Here is a 22,441-nt window from a genome sequence, read left to right as displayed (position 1 = left end):
CCTAAGGTACCGGGCCGGACCGAGCCCGTGGCGGGCGTACCGAGCCAGAAGCCAGGAGACGACATGGCCGACTTCAAACCGGGCCTCGAAGGCGTCGTGGCCTTCGAGACCGAGATCGCCGAACCGGACCGCGAGGGTGGCGCGCTGCGCTACCGGGGCGTGGATATCGAGGATCTGATCGGCCAGGTCTCCTTCGGCAACGTCTGGGCGCTGCTGGTCGACGGGCGCTTCGGCCCCGGCCTGCCGCCGGCCGAGCCGTTCCCGGTGCCGGTGCACTCCGGTGACATCCGCGTCGACGTGCAGTCCGCGGTCGCCATGCTCGCCCCGTACTGGGGGCTCAGTCAGCTCCTCGACATCTCCGACTCCCAGGCCCGCGCCGACCTGGCCCGGGTCTCGGTGACCGCGCTCTCCTTCGTCGCCCAGTCCGCCCGCGGCCTCGGCCTGCCGGCGGTGCCGCAGAAGGAGATCGACAAGGCCGAGACGATCGTCGAGCGCTTCATGAAGCGCTGGCGGGGCGAACCGGACCCCCGGCACGTCAAGGCCGTCGACGCGTACTTCATCTCGGCCGCCGAGCACGGCCTGAACGCCTCCACCTTCACCGCCCGGATCGTCGCCTCCACCGGCGCGGACGCCGCGGCCTGCATCTCGTCGGGCATCGGCGCGCTCTCCGGCCCGCTGCACGGCGGCGCCCCCTCCCGGGTGCTCACCATGCTGGAGGCCGTCGAGCGCAGCGGCGACGCCGAGGGGTACGTCAAGGGCGTCCTCGACCGGGGCGAGCGGCTGATGGGCTTCGGCCACCGGGTCTACCGGGCCGAGGACCCGCGCGCCCGGGTGCTCCGGCGCACCGCCCGCGAGCTGGGCGCACCCCGTTTCGAGGTGGCCGAGGCGCTGGAGAAGGCCGCGCTGGCCGAGCTCCAGGCCCGCCGCCCGGACCGGGTCCTCGCCACCAACGTCGAGTTCTGGTCGGCCGTGGTGCTGGACTTCGCCGAGGTGCCGGCGCACATGTTCACCTCGATGTTCACCTGCGCCCGGATGGGCGGCTGGTCCGCGCACATCCTGGAGCAGAAGAAGCTCCAGCGGCTGGTCCGGCCGTCCGCCCGTTACGTCGGGCCGGAGACCCGCAAGCCGCAGCAGGTGGAGGGCTGGGACGCCATCCCGCACGGCGTCTGAGCACGGGTACTCCGCGAGGGGCGTCGACCGGCGGTCGACGCCCCTTCCGCGTGGGCCGGCCACCCGTCCCCGGTGTGTCCGACGCCTCAGGCGCAGGCCTGGGACCAGCCGGCAGCCGGGCCGCCCCGGGTGCGAGGATGAAGGCCGGCAGAGTCGCCGGACCAGGCCCGGACCAGGCCGCATCGCGCCCCAGCGCGCGTCCGCCGCAGGTCCGCGCCGTCGAAGGGCCCCGCCCTCGCCCATGCGGAAGGATCGAGAGAACCGTGGCTGACGCACCGACCATCCGGATTCCCGACGACATCAAGCCCGCCGACGGGCGGTTCGGCTGCGGGCCGTCCAAGGTCCGTCCCGCGGCGGTCTCCGCGCTCGCCGACGTGGCGACCAGCTACCTGGGCACCTCGCACCGGCAGCAGACCGTCCGCGCCGAGGTCGCCCGGCTGCGCCGGGGCATCGCCGAGTTCTTCTCCCTCCCCGAGGGCTACGAGGTGGTCATCGGCAACGGCGGCGCCACCGCCTTCTGGGAGGTCGCCACGTTCGGCCTGGTCCGCGACCGGGCCCAGTTCGCCAGCTTCGGCGAGTTCGGCGCGAAGTTCGCCAAGTCGGTCAAGGATGCGCCGTTCCTCGGCGAGCCGACCGTCCGCAAGGCCGAGCCGGGCAGCGCCCCGGGCCTGCTGGCCGAGGCCGGGGTGGACGTCTACGCCACCCCGCACAACGAGACCTCCACCGGTGTCGCGGTGCCGATCAACCGGGTGGCCGACGCCGACCCGGGCTCGCTGTTGCTGGTCGACGCCACCTCCGGCGCGGGCGGCCTGGACGTCAACGTCGGCGAGACCGACGTCTACTACTTCGCCCCGCAGAAGTGCTTCGGCTCCGACGGTGGCCTCTGGCTGGCCCTGATGTCGCCGGCCGCGCTGGAGCGGGCCACCGAGATCAAGTCGTCCGGCCGGTACATCCCGGCCTTCCTCGACCTGGTCACCGCGATCGACAACTCGCGGCTGGAGCAGACCTACAACACCCCGGCGCTGGCGACCGTCTTCCTGGCCGCCGAGCAGACCGACTGGATGAACTCGCAGGGCGGCCTGAGCTGGGCGGCCAAGCGCACCGCCGAGAGCGCCGAGATCGTCTACGGCTGGGCCGAGCGGGCCGACTTCGCCACCCCGTTCGTCACCGACCCGACCCTGCGCTCCAACGTGGTCGCCACCATCGACTTCGCCGACGGGGTGGACGCCGCCGCGATCGCCAAGGTGCTGCGCGCCAACGGGATCGTCGACACCGAGCCGTACCGCAAGCTCGGCCGCAACCAGCTGCGGGTCGCGCTCTTCCCGGCGGTGGAGCCGGCCGACGTGGAGGCGCTCACCGCCGCCGTCGACTACGTGGTCGAGCGGCTCTAGTCACACCCGTCACGGTGGGTGGTCGCGACAGCCGCCGCGGCCACCCACCGTGATCATCGCCGCAGCTCAGTCACGACATGCGCAAGTCGCATCCCCCACCTGTGGGCAGATGAGCGTACGGTGGTGCGAGGACGCCCGGGTGGCCGGCTCGTGGCGTGACGGCCAGCGAAGCGGGACGGAGGCTACGCCATGCGCCCAGTACGCTTCGTCGCCCTCTCCGAGGACGGCCAGGCGCTGGTGCTCGCCGACGAGGTGGGGCGCCTGCTCGCCCTCCCCATCGACGAACGCATCGCGACCGTGCTGCACGCCGAGCCCGGTACGCCGCCGCTCGCCGTGGTGCCCGCCAGCGCCGACCCGACCCCGTCGCTGTCCCCCCGCGACATCCAGGCCCGGATCCGCTCCGGCGAGTCCGCCGAGGACGTCGCCCGGATCGCCGGTGTCCCCGTCGACCGGGTGCTGCGCTACGCCGGCCCGGTGCTTCAGGAACGGGCCATGCTCGCCCAGCACGCCCGGCGCACCCGGCTCAAGGGTGCCGAGAAGGCCACCCCGCTGGCCGAGGTGGTCAACGGTCGGCTGGCCCAGCACGGCATCGACACCGAGAAGATCTCCTGGGACGCCTTCCGGCGCGACGACGGCACCTGGCGGATCATCGCCACCTGGCCGTCCGGGAAGGCCACCGCCCAGGCCGTCTGGGATCTCGACAAGCTCCGGCAGAACGTGGCCCCGCACGACGACATGGCGCAGTACCTGTGCGCCGAGCGTCCCACGCCGATCCTCGGCCAGGAGCCGGCACCGGAGCGGAGCGGTCACGCCCTGCCCGGCCCGTCGCGCGGTGAGCCGAGCCGGGGCGGTCACGGCCTGCCGGCCGCCGGCGACCAGGCACGTCCGGGCCGGGATCCGATCCGGGCAGGGCGGGACGCCCTGCTCGCGTCGCTGGACCGGCCACTCGGCGGCACCTCGGGGCGGGGGCTCGACCCGCGTTCCCCGGCCGCCTCGGCCGGCTCCGACGCACCCCGTCAGCGGGTCGTCGGCGGGGGCGCCGCCGCGTTGCTCGGCGGTGGTCAGGGCTCCGCCTTCGACGACGACTCGGACGCGCCGAAGGAGGTCCCGGCCGTACCGTCGCTGGCGGTGCTCCGGCCGCGACGCACCGGTCCGGCGGCAGCGGCCGGCGGTGAGTCGGCGGACGCCTCGGGCAAGCCGCGCAAGCGCCTGCCGAGCTGGGACGACGTCCTGTTCGGCAGCGGCCCGGCCGCCCGCGAGTCATCCTGATCGATGGACCATCCTGACGTCGACCGGCACACCGGGCCGGCACGTGTCAGGGTGGTCCGATGGAGTACACCAATCTGGGACGCACCGGCCTGTCGGTGAGCCGGCTCTGCCTCGGCACGATGAACTTCGGGCAGCAGACCGACGAGCCGGCCAGCTTCGCGGTCATGGACCGGGCGCTCGACCACGGCGTCAACTTCTTCGACACCGCCAACGTGTACGGCTGGCAGACCGGTGAGGGGATCACCGAGCAGATCATCGGCCGCTGGTTCGCCCAGGGTGGCGGCCGGCGGGACCGGGTCGTGCTGGCCACCAAGGTCTACGGCACGATGGGCGAGTGGCCCAACGAGCGGGGCCTGAGCGCCCGGCACATCGTCCGGGCCTGCGAGGACTCACTGCGTCGGCTCCAGACCGACGTGATCGACCTGTACCAGATGCACCACGTCTCCCGCAGCACCCCGTGGGAGGAGATCTGGCAGGCGATGGAGACGCTGGTCGCCCAGGGCAAGGTGATCTACGTTGGATCGTCCAACTTCGCCGGTTGGCACATCGCGCAGGCACAGGCCGCCGCCGCGCAGCGCCACTTCCTCGGCCTGGTCGCCGAACAGTCCATCTACAACCTGCTCACCCGGCACGTCGAGTTGGAGGTGATCCCGGCCGCCCAGCACTACGGACTGGGGGTCATCCCGTGGTCGCCGCTGCACGGCGGGCTGCTGGCCGGGCTGCTGCGCAAGATGGCCGAGGGCAGCGCCGCGCGGGGCACCGGTGGGCGTGCCGCCGAAGGGCTCGCCGCACACCGGCCGACCATCGAGGCGTACGAGAAGTTCTGCGCGGACCTGGGGCACGACCCGGCGAACGTGGCGCTGGCCTGGTTGCTCTCCCGTCCCGGGGTGACCGCCCCGATCATCGGCCCGCGCACCGTGGAGCAGCTCGACAACGCCCTCGGCGCGCTCGCGGTGGAGATCGACGGGGCGACGGAGCAACGGCTCGACGAGCTGTTCCCGCCGGTCGGCAACGGTGGCCCCGGGCCGGAGGCCTGGGCCTGGTGACCGGCCCTGATCCCCTGGCCCGCTGGTCCCCTGGCCCGCTGGTCCCCGGCGGGCGGGGCGGCGGCCAGCGGGACGGTGGCCAGCGGGACGGTGGCCAGCGGGACGGTGGCCAGCGGGACGGTGGCCAGCGGGACGGTGGGTGGTGGAGCGCGCGTCTCACGCCCGCCGGTCGCGGGGCCGGCGGTCGGCGCGGACGGCCGGCAGCCCGAGCCCGGCGGCGGCCAGCGCCCCCTCGACCCGGACCCGTTCGATCTCCCGGTCGACCCCGGTCAGCTCGGCCAGGTGCTCGACCATCCCCAACGCCCGGCAGGCGGCGCGGAGCCGGTCGTCGTACGCGTCGATGACCGAGCGGTAGACCACCGAGCGACCACCGGCGGCGAGCCGGTGGTGACCCAGCCGCCGCAGGTCGGCGGCGAGGAGTTCGAGCGGCCGGCGGTCGGGCCGGTCCAGCTCGGTCAGGTCGACGTCGAGGCCGGACGCGTCGGCGGCGAAGGCCCGGTCGAGCCGGGCGATGGTCCGGCGGTCCCGGCGGCGACGCCGCCACTCGGACCAGCCGCACGCCACCCGGTCGGCGATCTCGTCGAAACAGATGAGCAGGGCGAACGCCACCGGCAGGCATGCCATGGCCAGGAGTGCCAACACCAGCATCAGCGCCCTCCCGCCTGCCACACCTCGACGCTACGACCCTCCGCGGCCGTCCGCCACCGCATTGTCACGGTCCGGAACCGGTCGCAGCCGTCCGGCGCGGGGGCGGTCGGGGTCACCGCCCGGTCCGGGTCACCGCCCGGTCGGGGTCAGCAGGCGCGGCCGGGAGACCACGTAGAAGCGGGGCATCGGCAGCACCCGGAAGCGCAGCCGGGCACCGGAGCGGCGGAGCTGCCAGGCGAGCGCGAGCAGGGCGGTGGCCAGCGAGACGAGCCCACCGATCCAGATGCTCGCCCCGGCGCCCCAGGTCTCGGCGACCCAACCGACGATCGGTGCACCGACCGGGTTGGTGCCGAGGAACACCAGCACCCACAGGGACATCACCCGTCCCCGGAACGCGGCGTCGGTGCCGAGCTGGACCCGCTGGTTGGCCGCCTGGGCGAAGAAGACCATGAAGAACCCGGTCGGCAGGAGCAACGTCACCACCAGCCAGTACGCCGGGGCGAAGCCGACCAGGGTGCCGAAGGCGGCGCAGCCGATCGCCGCGCCGAGCACCAGCCAGACCGACGGGCGGCTGCGCCGTCCGGTGCCGGCGAGCGCCCCGGCCAGCGCGCCGACCGCCAGCGCGGTGCTGAACAGGCCGAACGAGGCGGCTCCGGTGTGGAAGACCGTCTTGGCGAGGGCCGCGAGGGTGAGCTGGAAGTTGAACAGCGACATGCCGATGACCGACATGACCACCATCGGCAACAGCAGGTCGGGGCGACGCCGGACGTACCGCAGCCCGTCGACGACCTTCGCCGAGTCCCGTTCGCCGATCGGGGGGAGGTCCTTGCGGTACAGCTCGGCCGGACGCATCCGGACCACGTTGGCCAGCGGCGCGATGGAGCTGACCGCGGTGAACAGGAATACCGGGCCGACGTCGAAGGCGGCGATGGCCAGCCCGGCCACGGCCGGGCCGATGATCCGGGCCGAGTTGAACACCGCCGCGTTGAGGGAGAGCGCGTTGGGCAGCAGGGTGGTGCCGACCAGTTCGCTGACGAACGCCTGCCGGACCGGCGTCTCCACCGCGTTGGCGGTGCCGAGCAGCGCGGCGAACGCGAAGACGTGCCAGAGCTGGACCAGGTCGGTGAGCACCAACAGGCTCATCCCCAGCGCCAGCACCGTCCAGAAGGCGTTGGCGACGAAGAGCAGGAGCCGCTTGTCGTACCGGTCGGCGAGCCGGCCGGAGAGCAGGGTGAGCAGCAGTACCGGGGTGAACTGGAGCGCGGTCACCACGCCGAGCGCGGTGGCCGAGTTGTCGGAGAGCTCAAGGACGAGCCAGTCCTGGGCGATGAACATCATCCAGACGCCGATCAGTTTGACCAGCTGTCCGGTGGCGAAGAGTCGGTAGTTACGGACTCGCAGGGACTGGAACATCGTGCTCAGCTTCGCCTGCACTCTCGGTGCGCCTCCTCGGGTCGCGTACGCGTCATCGACGGCGGACGGCGCGGACCCGGTGGGGCGTCAGTCGCGGGCGAGCTGCTGGAGGATCTCGGCGGCCCGCCGTAGCGTGTCGCGGTCGTCCTCCGGGAGCGCGGCCAGCCGGCTGGCCAGCCACTCGTCGCGGACCCGCTCGAACTGGTCGAGCACGGCCCGGCCCCCCTCGGTGGCCGCCAGGATGACCTGCCGGCCGTCGGTCGGGTGGGGGGTCCGCCGCACCAGGCCACGTTCCTCCAGCTTCGCGACGATCTTGGTCATCGTCGGTGGCTGGACCCGTTCGACGTCGGCCAACTCCCGGGGCGTCAGCGCACCCGCCAGCCGGAGGCTGGTGAGCGCGGAGAGCTGGGTGACCGTCAGGTCGCCGACCGGTCGGGCCTGCCGGACCCGCCGGTTGAGCCGGGTGATCGCATCACGCAACTGGGGTGCCAGTTGCGCCGGTGGCACGCGGTTCGCCGTCACCGTCCGCTCCGTCACAGTCGTTAGCCTAACTAATGAGCCTGGCTAACGACACGCGATATGACCATGCTCACGAGGAGGAGTTCCGCCGCCCCGGGGCGGGCGTCCGACGGGCCGCCCGCCCCGGGGGCGACGGGTGGGCTACTGCACCGCGGCCTCGATCGGGCCCCGCAGGAAGTACAGCACGAACAGCACCGCCACCGCGTACAGCAGCGGGTGGATCTCCCGCGCCCGACCCTTGGCCAGCTTCAGCACCACGTAGCTGATGATGCCCGCGCCGATGCCGTTGGAGATCGAGTAGGTGAACGGCATCAGGGTGATGGTGAGGAACGCCGGAATGGCGATCTCGTAGTCGGTCCAGTCGATGGTCCGCACCGCGGTCATCATCAGGAAGCCGACCACCACCAGCGCCGTCGAGGCCGCCTCGAACGGGACCACGGTGGACAGCGGCGACAGGAACATCGCCAACAGGAACAGGGCACCGACGACCAGGTTGGCCACCCCGGTCCGGGCACCCTCGGCCACCCCCGAGGCACTCTCGATGTACGACGTGTTGCTGGACACGCTGGCCGCGCCACCCGCCGCCGCGGCGATCGAGTCGACCAGCAGGATCTCCTTCGCCCGGGGCGGGGTGCCCTGCTCGTCGAGCATGTCCCCCTCCTGGCCGATCGCGACCATCGTGCCCATGGTGTCGAAGAAGTCCGTGATCAACAGGGTGAAGACGAACATCAGCGGGATCAGCCAGCCGGCCCGCTCCCACGCGCCGAGCACGTTGAAGTTGCCCAGCAGGGAGAGGTCCGGTACGTCCACGATCCGCTCGGGCAGCTTCGGGACGTTCAACGACCAACCCTCGGGGTTGGGCTTGCCGTCGACGAACGACGGCCCCACCTTGGCGATCGCCTCCACGACGATCGCCAGCACGGTCGAGGCCAGGATCCCGATCAGGATCGCGCCCCGGACCCGGCGCACCACCAGCACCAGCGTCACCAGCAGGCCCACCACGAAGACCAGCATCGGCCAGCTGACGATCTTGCCGTTGATGCCGAGCCCCACCGGCACGGTGCTGTTCGCCGCGTCCGGCACCCGGCGGACGAAACCGGCGTCGACCAGCCCGATGATGGTCAGGAACAGCCCGATACCGACGCCGATGGCGGTCTTGAGCTGGGTGGGGACCGCACGGAACACGGCCGTCCGCAGGCCGGTGAGCACGAGGATGGCGATCAGCACACCCTCGATCACCACCAGCCCCATCGCGTCCGCCCAGGTCATCTCCGGGGCGATCTCGAACGCGACCAGCGCGTTCACGCCCAGACCGGCGGCGAGCGCCATCGGGAAGCGGCCGACGACCCCCATCAGGATCGTCATCAGGCCGGCCACCAGCGCGGTCGCGGCGGCCAACGCGGGAATCGAGAGCGACTTGTCGTCACCGTCGACGGCCCCGCCCAGGATCAGCGGGTTCAGCACCACGATGTACGCCATCGTGAAGAAGGTCGCCAGGCCGCCCCGCACCTCGCGGGTCATCGTCGAGCCACGGGCGGAGATCTCGAAGAACCGGTCGAAACCGTTCCGAGGGTGAGCGGGATCAGGTGGGATGCCGTTGTCCGGCGGCGCAATGGCCATCAGGTCCTCGCAGGTGATCTTCCGTTGTCGCGCGCATCGTCCCAGATCAGCGGCGGGCCGGGAAAGTGCTTCGCGGTACGCTTCTGCCCGTGCCGCAGGAGCAACCACCCCGACCCGAGCCGCTCGACCCGCCGATGGTCCCGTTCGCGGTGGCCGGGCTGGTCGCCTGGGCGGTCGCCGGCCTGTTCCTGCTGGTCTTCCTCCGTGACTGGCTCACCGAACACGGCCACCAGGACTGGCTCTGGACCTGCCTGGCCGGATTCCTGTGGGGCTTTCCCGGTCTGGCCGTGATGATGCGGCACGACGCCCACCGTCGTCGCCGTCGGCAGGCCGGCCGTCAGGGCTGACCGCCCGGCCGCCGCGCCGACGACCACCCGCCGCGCGGACCACCCCGCGACGGACCGCCCCCGCGCTCAGGAGGGGTCGACCGGCTCCACCGACCCGGCCTGCTCCGCCGACACGGACGCCTCCACCGGTGCGGACGTCTCCACCGGGCCGGGCGCGACGCCCACCGTCATCGACTCGACCGCGCTGTCGTCGTACACCGTGGGAAGCTCGTCGATCGCCGGCTCGGCGGTCTCCACCAGGGTCTCCGAGTGCGCGCCGCAGCCGTGGTCGGCGCTGACCACCCGACCGTCGTCGGGGGCATAGAAGTTGCCGCAGGCCCCGAAGGCCTGCCGGAGCGCGCCGGCCAGCGGCAGGTAGAAGCCGCAGGTGCCGCAGCGGGCCGAGACCGGGGCAGCGGTGGAGATCGGCGCGGACGGGCCGTGGTCACCGTCGTACCAGCGCTGGGCCGCCTCGGCCCGACCCTCACGGGACAGCACCCGGGGGCGCCCGAGGCCCAACTCCCAGCTCGTCTCCTCGACCGCCGGGTCGTCGGAGAGCAGGTAGCCGGGGGCCAGCCGGTCGTCGTCCGACGGGGTGAGGATCAGGTCACCGGGGCCGAGATCGCCCGGCTTGAGGCGTTCCTGCCAGGGCAGCCAGCCCGGCGCGAGCAGCGCGTCGGAGCCGGGGAGCAGCACCGTCTCACAGACGGTGACGTGCCGGCTGCGCGCCACCCGGGTGACGGTCACCGCCCAGCGCCAGCCCCGGTAACCCCCGAGCAGACACTCGAAATAGTGGGTGACCACCCGGTCACCCTCGGCGACGGCCCGCAGGTGGTCCCCGATGTCGGCGGGCTCCACCTCGGTGATGGCGTCGCGGGCCACCTCGACGGCGGCGGCGCAGACCTGGTCGAGGCGGGCGGCACGGGCGGGAGCGGGCCTGGTCACCCGACCATTGTTCCCCATGCGCGACACGCACCGACAGGCACTCCCCGAGTGAGTCTTCCCCCGTGGTGCGGCGTACCTGGACCAGATGGGCGAGGATGGTGCACATGCCGCTGTTCTCCCGCTCCGGTCGGTCCGTGCTGGGCCGGACCGTGGGCACCGGCATCCGGGCCACCCGCCTGCTGCTGCGGGGCTCCGCCAACGGCGGGCGCTGGGTGACCCGACGGGCCGGTTCGGCCCGTGCCCGGGGGGCCGGCGGCGAGGTCGGCATGGTCCGCCTGTTCGACCTGCACGCGCTCTCCTGCGCCGGGGACACCCTGATCGCCATCGGCCTGGCCGGGACCATCTTCTTCGACGTCCCGCTCGGCGAGGCACGCAGCAAGGTGGCCCTCTACCTGCTGGTCACGATGGTGCCGTTCGCGATGCTGGCCCCGGTGGTCGGCCCGCTGCTCGACCACTTCCGGCACGGCCGCCGGTACGCGTTGGCCACCACCATGCTCGGCCGGGCCTTCCTGGCCTGGCTGATCTCCGACTACCTCGGCAGCCTGGGGCTCTATCCCGCCGCGTTCGGCGTGCTCGCGCTCTCCCGGGCGTACGGGGTGGCCCGGTCCGCCGCGGTGCCCCGGCTGCTGCCGGAGGGCATCGGACTGTCCCAGGTGGGGGCGCGGGCCAGCGTCTACGGCACGGTGGCCGGAGCGTTGGTGGTCCCGCTGGGCCTGGCGGCGTTCTGGTTCGGGCCGCAGTGGCCGCTCCGCGTCGCCTCGGTCATCTTCCTGGCCGGCATGGTGATCGCGCTGCGGCTGCCGCCCCGAGCCGACTCCGAGCCGCCCGAGCGGGTACCCCGCCCCCTGCGGGCGCTGCGCCGCAAGGGCGACCGCCCGTTGGGCCGGGGACGCCCGGCGGGCCGGCTGGTGATCGCCACCCTGGTCGGCGCGGCGGGGCTCCGCGCGCTCTACGGTTTCCTGCTGCTCTTCCTGGCCTTCGCGCTGAAGAAGGGCGACCTGACCAACGACTTCTTCGGCTGGCGGCTCAACGACCAGACGTCGCTCGGCGTCATCGGCGGGGCATTGGCGGTCGGCGGCTTCCTGGCCACCGCGGTCGGCACCCGGCTGCGGATCCACCGCCCGGCGGCCATCCAGTCCAGCACGATGATCATCGTGGCCGGGGTGGGAATCCTGGCCGTGCTGAAGTTCTCGCTCCCGATGGTGGCGCTGTTCTGCCTGGTCGCCGCCCTGTCCAGCGGGATCGCCAAGCTCGCCGTGGACGCCTCGATCCAGGAACGGATCCCGGAGCGGCTGCGGGCCAGTTCCTTCGCCCACTCGGAAACCGTCCTGATGCTCGCCTTCGTCGCCGGTGGAGGGCTCGGCCTGGTCCCCTTCGAGGGCCGGGCCGGCATCGCCGTCGCCGCCGGGGTGGGCGTCCTCGCCGCCGCCCGGGGCGTCGTCGTCGCCGGCCGGCTGCGCACCCAGCGGCTGCTGGGCCGGCCGCTCACCGACGAGGAGTTGGCCGCCCAGGACCGGGCCGCCGCCGCGGCCGCCGACCCCACCGGCCGCCCGACCGGCGACGCCGCCGCCGACCCGGTCACCCCCCGGGCCGACCCGCCGGGCGACAGTGCCGACGACGCGGCGACCGAGGCGGCGGCGCGGGCCGCCCCGACCTCCCCCGCCCCGCGCGGGGCGGCCGGTCCCGAACGCCACGGCGACGGGCTGGCCCCGCCGGGCTACCACATCTACCGGCCGTCCTCGGCGGTCCCGGGCAGCGGCAGCGGTGCCGACGGACAGCGGCGGGAGTCGCCGGGGCCGGTGTCGTGACGGGTCTGTTGGTGCTGACCGCCGTACCGGCCGAGGCGGAGGCCGTCCGGGCCGGGCTGGCCGACCCGACGGTGACGGTCCGGGCGATCGGCGTGGGTCCGGCCGTGGCCGGTGCCGCCACGGCCCGCCTGCTCGCTCTCGCCGAGGCCGCCGGTCGGCCCTACCGTGCGGTGGTCAGCGCCGGGATCGCCGGTGGCTTCGCCGGTCGGGCACCGGTCGGTGCCACGGTGCTCGCCTCCCACAGCATCGCCGCGGACCTGGGAGCGGAGTCGCCCGACGGCTTCATCCCCGTCGACGAGCTGGGCATGCCGGCGGAGTTCCTCGGCGGCGGCCCCGTCATCGAGGCCGACCCGGCGCTGCTGGGCGGGCTGCGCGCCGCCCTGCCGGCGGCGGTGGTCGGGGCGGTGCTCACGGTCAGCACGGTCACCGGCACGGCCGCGAGCGCCACCGCCCTGACCGACCGGCACCCCGACGCGGTGGCCGAGGCGATGGAGGGGTACGCGGTGGCGGTCGCCGCCACGCAGGCCGGCGTCCCCTTCGCCGAGCTGCGGACGATCTCGAATCCGATCGGCCCCCGCGACCGCGACGGCTGGCGGATGCGCGAGGCGTTCACCGCCCTGACCAGGGCGGCCCGGACCCTGCCCTGACCAGGGCGGCCCGGACCCTGCCCTGACCAGGGCGGCCGGTCCAGGACGTCCCGGGGCAGGGGTCGGGTCTGCCTGACCCCTGCCCGGAACGTGTCGCCTGCCCGGCGTCAACCCAGGTCGTAGCTCATGGTGTTCCAGAATCTCGGCACCGCGCTGAACCAGGCCTTCTTCTTGGTCGAGGCGGTGTTGTTGCACCCCACGATGCTGCGGCTGTGCAGGCCGAATGCGTGCCGCTCGCCGGACGACGGCAGCCAGTAGACCCCGCCCCCGCTGTCACCGGGGCACGGGTCGTACCCCTCGTACCGGGTCAGGCCGCCCTGGGCCGCGTCACTGACACTGGCGATGACACCGCACGGGTTGCCGCTCGTGGCGGGTGCCTGGTAGCGGGACGAGATGCAGACGACATCGCCGGCCCAGATGAACGACATGTGGTGCGCCCGGCCCCTGACCGGCACCCAGGACGAGGCGGAGATGGCGATCCGCCCCACGGTGTCCGCCGCGTACGTGGAGTTGGTGACCTTGATGAGTCCCGCGTCGACCGCACCGGAGTTGATCGCGTTGGCCGAGGACATCGTGCCGATCAACGTACCGGCGGTGTACCAGGTGGTCGACGCGCCGATGTTGCAGTGGCCGGCGGTGAACGCGTAGCGCACACTGCCGCTGCGGGCGGTGAACCCCATCGAGCAGGCACCACCGGAGTGGCGGATCGAGAGCCCGGAGCGCAGGCTGTCGTTGCAGGCGGCCCGGGAGGAGCAGATGTCCAGCTCGACGAGGTCCGCGCTCGCCGGCACGATGGTGACCCAGCCCGGAATCGCGCTGCCCGGCAGGCTGGCCGCCTCCTGGGAGGTCAGGGCGACGGTCACCGTGTTGCTGGCCACCTCGATGCCCACCCGGCCCTTGGCCGCCACGGCGAGCTGGTCGGTGCCGGTGCGCACCGAGGCGGCGAGCCGCTCCAGTTCGTCGTAGCTGCGCGCCACCACCTTGGCGGACACGGTGATCCCGAGCGCCCGACCGGCCGCGACCGCCCGCTCGGCGCTCGCCTGGGTGGTCAGCGCCACGTGGGTGACGCCGGACGGCGGGTCGAAGTAGGCCCCACCGTACGTCTGGGGCTCCGCCGCCAGCTTCTCGTGCAACTGCTTACGGGTGTCCTGCTGGGCCGCCGCGAGCTGGGCGGCGCTGTCGCTGATCGTCGGGTACACGGTCCGGTACGCCAGGATCGCCGCCTGGGTGCTGTCACGTCCCGTGTCGGCGGCGACAGGATCCGCCGCGTACGCGGGCGCGGCCAGCGTCGCGGCGGCCATCACCGCGGCGGTGGCACCGGCCAACAGCCGAATTCTCCTCATAGCGTTCCCTCCCTGGAAGGTGACTACCACTAGTGAGGAGCCGGTGACGCGGGGAAAAATACCGGGTCGCCGGGAGCAATGTCGGACAGCCGCACCGCCGGCTGTGGACAACCCTGTGGAAAACCGGTGGAGCTGGGGACAAGTCGGTGGGGCCGCCCCCTACGGAGCTGACTGTCGCGCCCGCGCCCGCCGGTCCCGGCCCCGGAACGAGCGGCCGGGGAGGTACCCCGGGGCCGGCGTCACATCGGGGTGGGGACGGCGGAGCGGTCGCCGGGACGGGGTTACCGTGGGCGGGTGGCGCTCTCCCTGGCGATCTCGCCCTGCCCCAACGACACCTTCGTCTTCGACGCCCTGGTGCACGGCCGGGTGCCGGGGGCTCCGCCGGTCGAGGTGACCTTCGCCGACGTCGACGTCACCAACACCGCCGCCGAACGGGGTGCCTTCGATCTGGTGAAGGTCAGCTACGCCGCGCTCCCCTGGCTGCTCGACGACTACCACCTGCTGCCCTGCGGCGGCGCGCTCGGTCGTGGCTGCGGCCCCCTCGTGCTCACCCGCACCACCGGACACCACCACGCGGGGGCCGCCGGTGACCCGGCGGCCGGTGCCGGGCCGGCGGACCGGCCCGACCTGAGTGGGGCCACGGTGGCGGTGCCCGGCGACCGGACCACCGCGTACCTGCTGTTCCGGCTCTGGTCGGCGGGTCGGCCGCCGGCCCGGATCGAGGTGGTGCCGTTCCACGAGATCATGCCGGGCGTGGCGGCCGGTCGGTACGACGCCGGTCTGGTGATCCACGAGGCCCGGTTCACCTACCACCGGTACGGCCTGACCGCGCTGGTGGACCTGGGCGAGTGGTGGGAATCCGACACCGGCCTGCCCATCCCGCTCGGGGCGATCCTGGCCCGTCGGGGGGCGGTCGACCCGGTGGCCGCCGCCGGCTGGATCCGGGAGTCGGTGCGCCAGGCCTGGGCCGACCCGGCGGCCAGCCGGGGGTACGTGCTCGAGCACGCGCAGGAGATGGAGCCCGACGTGGTGGACCGGCACATCGGCCTCTACGTCAACGAGTTCACCGCCGACCTGGGGGACGCGGGGTTCGCCGCCGTGCAGGCGCTGCTGGGCCGGGCCGCCGACGCCGGGCTGGTGCCTCAGACCTCCAGCTCGCGGGCCACGGCGTGGACCAGTTGAGCGATCTTCTGCGCGGTCTTCCGGTCGGGGAAGCGACCCCGGCGCAGGTCCGGCTGGACCTTCGCCTCCAACACCTTGATCATGTCCTCGACCAGGCCGTGCAGCTCCTCGGCGGGCCGTCGACGCAGCTCCGCCATGGACGGCGGCGCATCCAGCAGCTTGACCCCCATCGCCTGGGTGCCCCGCCGGCTGTCCACCACACTGAAATCGACCCGCTGACCACCCTTGAGGTCGGTGACACCGGCCGGCAGCGCGCCCTTCGGCAGGAACACGTCGCCACCCTCCTCACTGGTGACGAACCCGTATCCCTTGGCCGCGTCAAACCACTTCACTCGCCCCGTCGGCACCTTGGAACCCCTGCTTCGCTCGATACGTCTACTGCTCCAAGGCTAGCCCGATGATCCGGCCGAGCGCCGCCGGGAATCCGGTGAGGTCGTCGAGCACCACGTGTGCCCCGGCACCCCGCAGCTCGTCCGCCCGGCAGGGGCCGGTGGCCACCCCCACCCCGGGGACACCGGCTGCCCCGGCCGCCACCATGTCCGCCACGTGGTCACCGACGTAGAGCGCGGCACCGTGCTCCCGCAGCGACGTCGCCTTCTCCTCGGCGAACAGGTCACCGGCCAACTCGTCGACCGCCAGCCCGAGGTGGTCCAGGTGCAGCCGGGCCAGCCGGCCGATCTTCGAGGTGACCACCATCACCCGACCGCCGTGCGCGTGCACCGCGTCGATCGCCTCCCGCGCGCCCGGCATCGGTACCGTCGGGGTGATCGCGTACGCCGGGTAGAGCTCCCGGTAGGCCGTCACCGCCTCCTCGATGCGTTCGGCCGGGAACCAGTGGGCGAGTTCGGTGCGCAACGGCGGGCCGAGCCGGGAGACCGCCAGCTCGGCGTCGACCGGCACGCCCGTCCGGGCGGTGAGCGCCCGGTAGGCGGCGGCGATGCCGGGACGGGAGTCGATCAGGGTCATGTCGAGGTCGAACCCGACCATCAGCGCGGACATCCTGCGAAGGTACCCGGACAGGTCGGTCCGAGCTGGACGTCCGGCGGGCGCGATCGCCCGGCAGCGGGCTAGCGTGGAACGACGATGACCACCTCACTCGCCGACCACCTGCGTGCGCTGCCCGACGAGGCCCTCGCCGCACTGCTCCAGTTGCGGCCCGACCTCGTCGTACCGGTGCCGGCCGACGTCGCCGCGCTCGCCCTGCGGGTCGAGTCGCGGGTGTCGGTCGCCCGCGCGCTCGACGGGCTGGACCAGTTCACCCTCCAGATCCTCGACGCCGCCCGGCTCACCCGGCACCCGTCCGACGGCACCACCTCCCCCGACGCGGTGCTCGCCCTGGCCACCGCCGGCCCGCACCCGCCCGAGCCGGCCACCGTCCGGGGCGCGGTCGACCGGCTGCGTGCCCGGTTCCTGTTGTACGGCCCGGAGCAGGCGCTGCGCATCACCGGCAGCGTGGACGAGCTGGCCCCGTACCCGGCGGGGCTGGGCCGGCCCGCGGAGGAGCTGGACCTGCGGGCGGCGGCGCTCTGCGCGGACGCCGCGAAACTGCGCCGGACGCTGCTCGCCGCGCCCCCGTCGGCGCGGGCGGTCCTGGACCGGCTCGCCGCCGGCCCGCCGGTCGGCAGCGTGCCGCCGGGCTCGTTGCGGGCGCCCGCGCTCGGCGCGGAGGACGACCTGCCCCCCGACCCGACCAACGGCGGGCCCGCGACCGGGTCGCCGGTGCGGTGGCTGGTCGAGGCCCGGTTGCTGGTGGCGGTCTCCGCCGGGACGGTCGAGCTGCCCCGGGAGGTGGGGTTGCTGCTGCGCCGGGACACCGGCCCGCTCGGCCCGCTGCGGGCCGACCCGCCGCCGGTCGACGCGCCGCCCCGGGAGGCCAAGGCGGTCGACTCGGCCGGGGTGGGCCAGACCATGGAGGTGGTACGGCACACCGAGGCGCTGCTGGAGGCGTTGACCGCCGAACCCGCGCCGGTGCTGCGTTCCGGCGGCATCGGGGTACGCGACCTGCGCCGCCTGGCCCGCTCGGTGACCCTGGACGAGCCGACGACCGCGTTGCTGGTCGAGGTGGCGTACGCGGCCGGGCTGCTCGGTGAGCTGGAGCTGCCCGCCGCCGCCAGCCGGTACGGCGGGGAACAGCAGGTGCTGCCCACCGGCGCGTACGAGGTGTGGCGGGCGGTGTCGCCGGCCCACCGGTGGGAGCAGCTGGCCCGGGCCTGGCTGACGATGAGCCGGCAGGCCGGCCTGGTCGGGCAGCGTGACGACCGGGACCGGCCGATCAGCGCGCTCTCCCCCGAGGCGGAACGGGCCGGTGCGCCGGCCGCCCGCCGGGCGGTGCTCGAGGTGCTGGCCGAGCTGGAACCGGCCACCGCCCCCACCGCCGAGGAGGTGCAGGCGCTGCTCGACTGGCGGGCGCCCCGGCGCAGTCGGGGGCGGGAGGCCGCACACCGGGAGGTGCTGACCGAGGCGGCCCGGCTCGGGGTGACCGGCCTCGGCGCGCTCACCTCGTACGGGCGGCTGCTGCTCGCCGACGTCACCGCCACCGACGAGCGGGGTGGGGACGACCCGCTGGGGCTGCGCGCCGACGCCGAGGGTGGCGACCCGTCGAGCACGGTGCGGGCGCTGGACGCCCTGCTCCCCGCCCCGGTCGACCACTTCCTGGTGCAGGCCGACCTGAGCGTGGTGGTGCCCGGTCCGCCGGATCCGACGCTGGCCGCCGAGCTGGAGGCGGTGGGCGAGCCGGAGTCGGCGGGTGCGGCCAGCGTGTACCGGGTCACCACGGCCAGCGTCCGCCGGGCGCTGGATTCCGGCTACACGGCCGACGACCTGCACGAGCTGTTCCGCCGTCGGTCCCGTACCCCGATCCCGCAGGGGTTGACCTATCTGGTGGACGACGTGGCCCGTCAGCACGGCGGGTTGCGGGTCGGCTCGGCCGGTGGGTACGTGCGCAGTGACGACGAGGCGCTGCTCGCCGAGGTGCTGGCCGACCGGCGGTTGACGCCGCTGGCGTTCCGCCGGCTGGCCCCGACGGTGCTCTGCACCTCGTACCAGGTGGGACGGATGCTGACCGCGTTGCGGGACGCCGGGTACGCCCCGGTGCCGGAGGACGCCAGCGGCACGATGGTGCTGGCCCGGCCCCGGGTCCGGCGGGCCCCGACCCGGACCCCGTCGACCGGCCGGACGCACGATCCGCTGGGTACGCCCCGGTTGGCGTTGCCCCGGCTGATGGGGGTGGTGGAGCAGATCCGGCGGGGTGAGGCGGCGGCGCGGGCGGCCCGGCGGGCTCCCGCGGTGGTACGCGGTGGCGCGGCCCGCGCGGCGGCCGGACCGCTGCCCGCGCACGGTCACACCGAGGCGCTGGCGGTGCTCCAGCAGGCGGTCCGGGACAAGGCGCTGGTCTGGGTGGGTTACGTCGACGCGCACGGGGCGACGCTGTCCCGGCTGCTGCGGCCGGTGTCGATCGGTGCCGGTTACCTGCGGGCCGAGGACGAGCGGACCGAGATGCTGCACACCTTCGCCCTGCACCGGATCACGGCGGCGGTCCGGCAGGAGTGACCGCCGGGCCGCCGGTCAGCGGCGGCTGCGGCGTACGGTGCCGATGACGGAGACGATGAGGAGCAGGGCGAATCCGGTGCCGGCGGCCTCACCGACCGAGTCGATGAAGCCCTGCCGCTGCACCAGCCAGCCGAAGAGGAACCAGCCGACGACGGCGATCCCGGCGACGGCGTACCCGACCATGGTGGCCGTGGAGACCTCGGTCGGTGGCACCCGGTCGCCGTTCGTCGCGTCCTCGGAGATCATCTCGTGATCGACGGTCATCCCAGCCCTCCCACCCCATCCGGCCCCCGACCTCCAGGGTGGCACCCGGTGGCCAGGACGGACAGGGGGAAATACCCCCGATCCGGCCCCTATGGACAACTACCGAGGGGCCGGAGGCGAGACGGGCGGGGTGAGCAGAGGATCAGGTGCCGGGGCGGCGGCCCACCAGGACCACCCGGGAGCCGACCTTGCCCAGCTCCCACCAGCGCACCGCGTCGGCGTGCAGCAGGTTGACGCAGCCGTGCGAGCCGATCGCCGCGTTGTGCAGGTAGGTGGTGGTCTCGTGGAAGCCGATCCCGCCGTTGAAGCGCTGCCAGTAGGGCAGCCACACCTCGTAGGGGTTGGACCACTCCTTGAGGTTGCGCAGGTTCACCTTGTACGTGCCGGCGGGGGTGGCGTAGCCGGCCATGCCGGTGCGGGTGACGGTGGGCTTGGCGACCACCTTGCCGTCGCGCATCACCCAGGTGGTCTGCCGGGTCAGGTCGACGCAGAAGGTGGTGCCGGAGCCGGCGGAGCAGCGCTTGACGTCGGTGGTGGCCAGCCGCTTCGCCACGTCGAGCGTCGTCGGGCCGGCGCGTCCCTCGGCGGGTCGGATGTCGTACCGCTGCTGGAACTTCTTGATCGCGGCGCAGTCGGCGTCGGTCTGCCGGCCGTCCACGGTGAGCGTGCCGAACCCGCCCAGCCGGGCCAGGTACGTCTCCACCTCGCGCTGGTGTTCGCCCTGCTCGCAGCGGGTCAGGTTGGCCTTCGTCGGGCTGGGCTGGCGGCGTCCGCTCGACGTCTTCGGGGCCTTGGTGGTGCGGGTCGGCTCGGCGGCGACCTTCGGCTGCAACTTCCGGGAGCGCGGCTTGCTGGTGGACCCGGTCAGCCGGTCGGGCAGGGTGGCGGCACCCGCCCCCGTTACCTGCTCCGCACTGCCGACCGGGGCGATCCCTGCACCGACGCCACCCGGGTCGGCCTGCCGATCGGGCGCGCAACCCCCTGCGCCGACCAGCGTGACCATGGCCAGGGCGACGACCCGGGCTCGGTAACGGACCTGCATGATGTGCCTCCCCAGATCGGTCGTCCCACTGGTAGACGTGTGTCGCCGGGGAATAGTTGCACCCGATGCGAGGATTTTCTGGCACCACCGCGCCCCCGTGCAACACTGGATGGTCGGCCTGCGGGGGATTCGCCACGGGTCGGGGATTCCGGCCGAGGAGAGGACCTGGCGTGAGCGGTGGACCACTGATCGTGCAGTCGGACAAGACCCTGCTGCTGGAGATCGACCACCCGGACGCCCAGTCCTGCCGGATGGCCATCGCCCCCTTCGCCGAACTGGAACGCTCCCCCGAGCACGTGCACACCTACCGGCTCACCCCGTTGGGGCTGTGGAACGCCCGCGCGGCCGGGCACGACGCCGAGGCGGTGGTCGACGCGCTGCTGAAGTACTCCCGCTATCCGGTGCCGCACGCGCTGCTGGTGGACGTGGCCGACACGATGGACCGGTACGGCCGGCTCCAGCTCGTCAACGACCCGGCGTCCGGGCTGGTGCTGCGGGGGCTGGACCGGATGGTGCTGATCGAGGTCGCCAAGAGCAAGAAGCTCGCCGGGATGCTCGGCGACAGGATCGACGACGACACGATCCGGGTGCACCCGTCGGAGCGGGGTCGGCTCAAGCAGGCCCTGCTGAAGCTGGGCTGGCCGGCGGAGGACCTGGCCGGCTACGTCGACGGCGAGGCGCACCCGATCGCGCTGGCCGAGGACGGCAAGGACGGCGGCCGGCCGTGGACGCTGCGGTCGTACCAGCGGGAGGCGGTGGAGGCGTTCTGGGCCGGCGGGTCCGGGGTGGTGGTGCTGCCCTGCGGCGCGGGCAAGACCATGGTCGGCGCGGCGGCGATGGCCGAGGCGAAGGCGACCACGCTGATCCTGGTCACCAACACGGTCGCCGGGCGGCAGTGGAAGCGGGAGCTGATCGCCCGCACCTCGCTCACCGAGGAGGAGATCGGGGAATACTCGGGTGAGCGCAAGGAGATCCGGCCGGTCACCATCGCCACGTACCAGGTGCTCACCTCGCGGCGCGGCGGCGCGTTCACCCACCTGGACCTGTTCGGCGCCCGCGACTGGGGCCTGGTCGTCTACGACGAGGTGCACCTGCTGCCCGCGCCGATCTTCCGGTTCACCGCCGACCTCCAGGCCCGCCGCCGGCTGGGCCTGACGGCGACCCTGGTCCGCGAGGACGGCCGGGAGGGCGACGTGTTCAGCCTGATCGGCCCCAAGCGGTACGACGCGCCGTGGAAGGACATCGAGTCGCAGGGCTGGATCGCCCCGGCCCAGTGCACCGAGGTACGGGTCACCCTGACCGACGCGGAACGGATGTCGTACGCGACGGCCGAGGCCGAGGAGCGCTACCGGATGGCGGCGACCGCCCGCACCAAGCTGCCGGTGGTCCGCGCCCTCGTGCAGCGGCACCCCGACGACCAGGTGCTGGTGATCGGGGCGTACATCGACCAGTTGCACGAGCTGGGCGAGTACCTGGACGCGCCGATCATCCAGGGTTCCACCACCAACAAGGAACGTGAACGGCTGTTCGACGCGTTCCGCTCCGGCCAGTTGCGCACGCTGGTCATCTCGAAGGTCGGCAACTTCTCGATCGACCTGCCCGAGGCGGCGGTGGCGATCCAGGTGTCCGGGACGTTCGGCTCCCGGCAGGAGGAGGCGCAGCGGCTGGGTCGGGTGCTCCGCCCGAAGGCCGACGGCCGGCAGGCGCACTTCTACACGGTGGTCTCCCGGGACACCATCGACACCGAGTACGCCGCGCACCGCCAGCGCTTCCTCGCCGAGCAGGGGTACGCGTACACCATCGTCGACGCCGACGACATCCTCGGCCCGAAGCTGCCCACGGTCGACTGACCCGCGCCGCCGCATCCCCGTCGGCCGGGCCGCCGTCGCTCCGCCGCGCTCTCGTGGGCGGGGCTGCTCTCGTTCCGCCGCGCTCTCGTGGGCGGGGCTGCTCTCGTTCCGCCGCGCTCTCGTGGGCGGGGCTGCTCTCGTTCCGCCGCCCTCTCGTCGGCGGGGCTGCTCTCGTTCCGCCGCGCTCTCGTGGGCGGGGCTGCTCTCGTTCCGCCGCGCTCTCGTGGGCGGGGCTGCTCTCGTTCCGCCGCCCTCTCGTCGGCGGGGCTGCTCTCGTTCCGCCGCGCTCTCGTGGGCGGGGCTGCTCTCGTTCCGCCGCCTTCTCGTCGGCGGGATGCTCTCGTTCCGTCCGACCGGCGGGTGTCCGCCGCGACGGTTAGTCTGTCCACAGTCGACGGTCGACCGTCGA

20 protein-coding genes are annotated in these 22,441 nt (G+C 73.5%); 10 read left to right on the top strand and 10 right to left on the bottom strand.

Annotated features, from left to right (window positions below; all coding sequences use genetic code 11):
- The first annotated feature begins 63 nt into the window (after nt 1–63).
- From O7612_RS03605 to O7612_RS03590, 4 genes are all read left to right on the top strand, one after another.
- A complete protein-coding gene (locus O7612_RS03605) occupies nt 64–1,170 on the top strand; it encodes a citrate synthase 2 (RefSeq protein WP_089004080.1) in 1,107 nt (368 codons plus the stop codon).
- 263 nt (nt 1,171–1,433) lie between these two features.
- Nucleotides 1,434–2,561 carry a phosphoserine transaminase gene (gene serC, locus O7612_RS03600; protein ID WP_067312524.1) on the top strand — a complete coding sequence of 376 codons (1,128 nt, stop codon included), beginning with the start codon at nt 1,434–1,436 and terminating at the stop codon, nt 2,559–2,561.
- A gap of 189 nt (nt 2,562–2,750) precedes the next feature.
- Entirely contained in the window at nt 2,751–3,830 is a 1,080-nt protein-coding gene (gene sepH / locus O7612_RS03595) for a septation protein SepH (protein WP_282270420.1), read from the top strand.
- Nucleotides 3,831–3,889: 59 nt separating this feature from the next.
- Nucleotides 3,890–4,876: an aldo/keto reductase gene (locus O7612_RS03590; protein ID WP_282270419.1), complete on the top strand. Its 987-nt coding sequence runs from the start codon at nt 3,890–3,892 to the stop codon at nt 4,874–4,876.
- A 156-nt stretch (nt 4,877–5,032) separates the two neighbouring features.
- Here the strand turns inward: O7612_RS03590 and O7612_RS03585 are convergent, their stop codons facing one another.
- The 4 genes from O7612_RS03585 to O7612_RS03570 all read right to left on the bottom strand — a co-directional run bounded on the left by O7612_RS03585 (nt 5,033) and on the right by O7612_RS03570 (nt 9,076).
- Nucleotides 5,033–5,545: a hypothetical protein gene (locus O7612_RS03585; RefSeq protein WP_282270418.1), complete on the bottom strand. Its 513-nt coding sequence runs from the start codon at nt 5,543–5,545 to the stop codon at nt 5,033–5,035.
- Between the two features lie 108 nt (nt 5,546–5,653).
- Entirely contained in the window at nt 5,654–6,958 is a 1,305-nt protein-coding gene (locus O7612_RS03580) for an MFS transporter (protein WP_282270417.1), read from the bottom strand.
- A 66-nt stretch (nt 6,959–7,024) separates the two neighbouring features.
- The gene (locus O7612_RS03575; protein WP_282270416.1) at nt 7,025–7,474 is read right to left on the bottom strand and encodes a MarR family transcriptional regulator; all 450 of its coding nucleotides are present in this window, start codon (nt 7,472–7,474) and stop codon (nt 7,025–7,027) included.
- A 123-nt stretch (nt 7,475–7,597) separates the two neighbouring features.
- Nucleotides 7,598–9,076 carry an NCS2 family permease gene (locus tag O7612_RS03570; RefSeq protein WP_282270415.1) on the bottom strand — a complete coding sequence of 493 codons (1,479 nt, stop codon included), beginning with the start codon at nt 9,074–9,076 and terminating at the stop codon, nt 7,598–7,600.
- Between the two features lie 89 nt (nt 9,077–9,165).
- Here O7612_RS03570 and O7612_RS03565 point away from each other — a divergent pair, with 89 nt between their 5' ends.
- A complete protein-coding gene (locus tag O7612_RS03565) occupies nt 9,166–9,423 on the top strand; it encodes a DUF2530 domain-containing protein (protein WP_282270412.1) in 258 nt (85 codons plus the stop codon).
- Between the two features lie 66 nt (nt 9,424–9,489).
- Here O7612_RS03565 and O7612_RS03560 read toward each other — a convergent pair whose 3' ends face one another.
- Nucleotides 9,490–10,365 carry a DUF3027 domain-containing protein gene (locus tag O7612_RS03560; protein ID WP_282270410.1) on the bottom strand — a complete coding sequence of 292 codons (876 nt, stop codon included), beginning with the start codon at nt 10,363–10,365 and terminating at the stop codon, nt 9,490–9,492.
- 86 nt (nt 10,366–10,451) lie between these two features.
- Between O7612_RS03560 and O7612_RS03555 the strand changes: the two genes are divergently transcribed.
- Both O7612_RS03555 and O7612_RS03550 read left to right on the top strand, forming a co-directional pair.
- Nucleotides 10,452–12,155, top strand: a complete 1,704-nt coding sequence (locus O7612_RS03555) for an MFS transporter (protein ID WP_282270408.1) — start codon at nt 10,452–10,454, stop codon at nt 12,153–12,155.
- Nucleotides 12,152–12,802, top strand: coding sequence for a futalosine hydrolase (locus O7612_RS03550; RefSeq protein ID WP_282270406.1), 651 nt, complete (start codon nt 12,152–12,154; stop codon nt 12,800–12,802). Before O7612_RS03555 ends, O7612_RS03550 begins: the two co-directional genes overlap by 4 nt.
- A 107-nt stretch (nt 12,803–12,909) precedes the next feature.
- Here the strand turns inward: O7612_RS03550 and O7612_RS03545 are convergent, their stop codons facing one another.
- Entirely contained in the window at nt 12,910–14,145 is a 1,236-nt protein-coding gene (locus O7612_RS03545; protein WP_282270405.1) for a hypothetical protein, read from the bottom strand.
- 294 nt (nt 14,146–14,439) lie between these two features.
- Here O7612_RS03545 and O7612_RS03540 point away from each other — a divergent pair, with 294 nt between their 5' ends.
- Nucleotides 14,440–15,327 (top strand): 1,4-dihydroxy-6-naphthoate synthase, encoded by an 888-nt coding sequence (locus O7612_RS03540; RefSeq protein WP_282270403.1) that lies wholly within the window; start codon nt 14,440–14,442, stop codon nt 15,325–15,327.
- On the opposite strand, the gene O7612_RS03535 is transcribed toward O7612_RS03540, so the two are convergent.
- Together O7612_RS03535 and O7612_RS03530 are read right to left on the bottom strand one after the other, a co-directional pair.
- Nucleotides 15,288–15,674 (bottom strand): cold shock domain-containing protein, encoded by a 387-nt coding sequence (locus tag O7612_RS03535; protein WP_282270401.1) that lies wholly within the window; start codon nt 15,672–15,674, stop codon nt 15,288–15,290. The genes O7612_RS03540 and O7612_RS03535 overlap by 40 nt on opposite strands.
- Before the next feature lie 28 nt (nt 15,675–15,702).
- Entirely contained in the window at nt 15,703–16,326 is a 624-nt protein-coding gene (locus O7612_RS03530; protein ID WP_282270399.1) for an HAD hydrolase-like protein, read from the bottom strand.
- Between the two features lie 84 nt (nt 16,327–16,410).
- Here O7612_RS03530 and O7612_RS03525 point away from each other — a divergent pair, with 84 nt between their 5' ends.
- Nucleotides 16,411–18,876, top strand: a complete 2,466-nt coding sequence (locus O7612_RS03525) for a helicase-associated domain-containing protein (RefSeq protein ID WP_282270397.1) — start codon at nt 16,411–16,413, stop codon at nt 18,874–18,876.
- Between the two features lie 15 nt (nt 18,877–18,891).
- On the opposite strand, the gene O7612_RS03520 is transcribed toward O7612_RS03525, so the two are convergent.
- Together O7612_RS03520 and O7612_RS03515 are read right to left on the bottom strand one after the other, a co-directional pair.
- A complete protein-coding gene (locus O7612_RS03520) occupies nt 18,892–19,140 on the bottom strand; it encodes a hypothetical protein (protein WP_282270396.1) in 249 nt (82 codons plus the stop codon).
- A 142-nt stretch (nt 19,141–19,282) separates the two neighbouring features.
- Nucleotides 19,283–20,185, bottom strand: a complete 903-nt coding sequence (locus tag O7612_RS03515; RefSeq protein WP_282273782.1) for a L,D-transpeptidase family protein — start codon at nt 20,183–20,185, stop codon at nt 19,283–19,285.
- Nucleotides 20,186–20,352: 167 nt separating this feature from the next.
- Between O7612_RS03515 and O7612_RS03510 the strand changes: the two genes are divergently transcribed.
- Nucleotides 20,353–22,032 (top strand): DNA repair helicase XPB, encoded by a 1,680-nt coding sequence (locus O7612_RS03510; RefSeq protein WP_282270394.1) that lies wholly within the window; start codon nt 20,353–20,355, stop codon nt 22,030–22,032.
- The last annotated feature ends 409 nt before the right edge of the window (nt 22,033–22,441 follow it).

This window comes from Micromonospora sp. WMMD987 (genome assembly GCF_029581435.1).
GTDB lineage: Bacteria > Actinomycetota > Actinomycetes > Mycobacteriales > Micromonosporaceae > Micromonospora > Micromonospora rifamycinica.
Note: the sequence above shows the minus strand (reverse complement) of the source record. Positions and strands in the feature narration are given on the sequence as shown.

Coding starts and splice junctions, on each gene's coding strand:
- O7612_RS03605 (WP_089004080.1), top strand. CDS start 64: ATGGCCGACTTCAAACCGGGCCTCGAAGGCGTCGTGGCCTTCGAGACC.
- sepH (WP_282270420.1), top strand. CDS start 2,751: ATGCGCCCAGTACGCTTCGTCGCCCTCTCCGAGGACGGCCAGGCGCTG.
- O7612_RS03590 (WP_282270419.1), top strand. CDS start 3,890: ATGGAGTACACCAATCTGGGACGCACCGGCCTGTCGGTGAGCCGGCTC.
- O7612_RS03570 (WP_282270415.1), bottom strand. CDS start 9,076: ATGGCCATTGCGCCGCCGGACAACGGCATCCCACCTGATCCCGCTCAC.
- O7612_RS03560 (WP_282270410.1), bottom strand. CDS start 10,365: ATGGGGAACAATGGTCGGGTGACCAGGCCCGCTCCCGCCCGTGCCGCC.
- O7612_RS03555 (WP_282270408.1), top strand. CDS start 10,452: ATGCCGCTGTTCTCCCGCTCCGGTCGGTCCGTGCTGGGCCGGACCGTG.
- O7612_RS03545 (WP_282270405.1), bottom strand. CDS start 14,145: ATGAGGAGAATTCGGCTGTTGGCCGGTGCCACCGCCGCGGTGATGGCC.
- O7612_RS03530 (WP_282270399.1), bottom strand. CDS start 16,326: ATGTCCGCGCTGATGGTCGGGTTCGACCTCGACATGACCCTGATCGAC.
- O7612_RS03525 (WP_282270397.1), top strand. CDS start 16,411: ATGACCACCTCACTCGCCGACCACCTGCGTGCGCTGCCCGACGAGGCC.
- O7612_RS03520 (WP_282270396.1), bottom strand. CDS start 19,140: ATGACCGTCGATCACGAGATGATCTCCGAGGACGCGACGAACGGCGAC.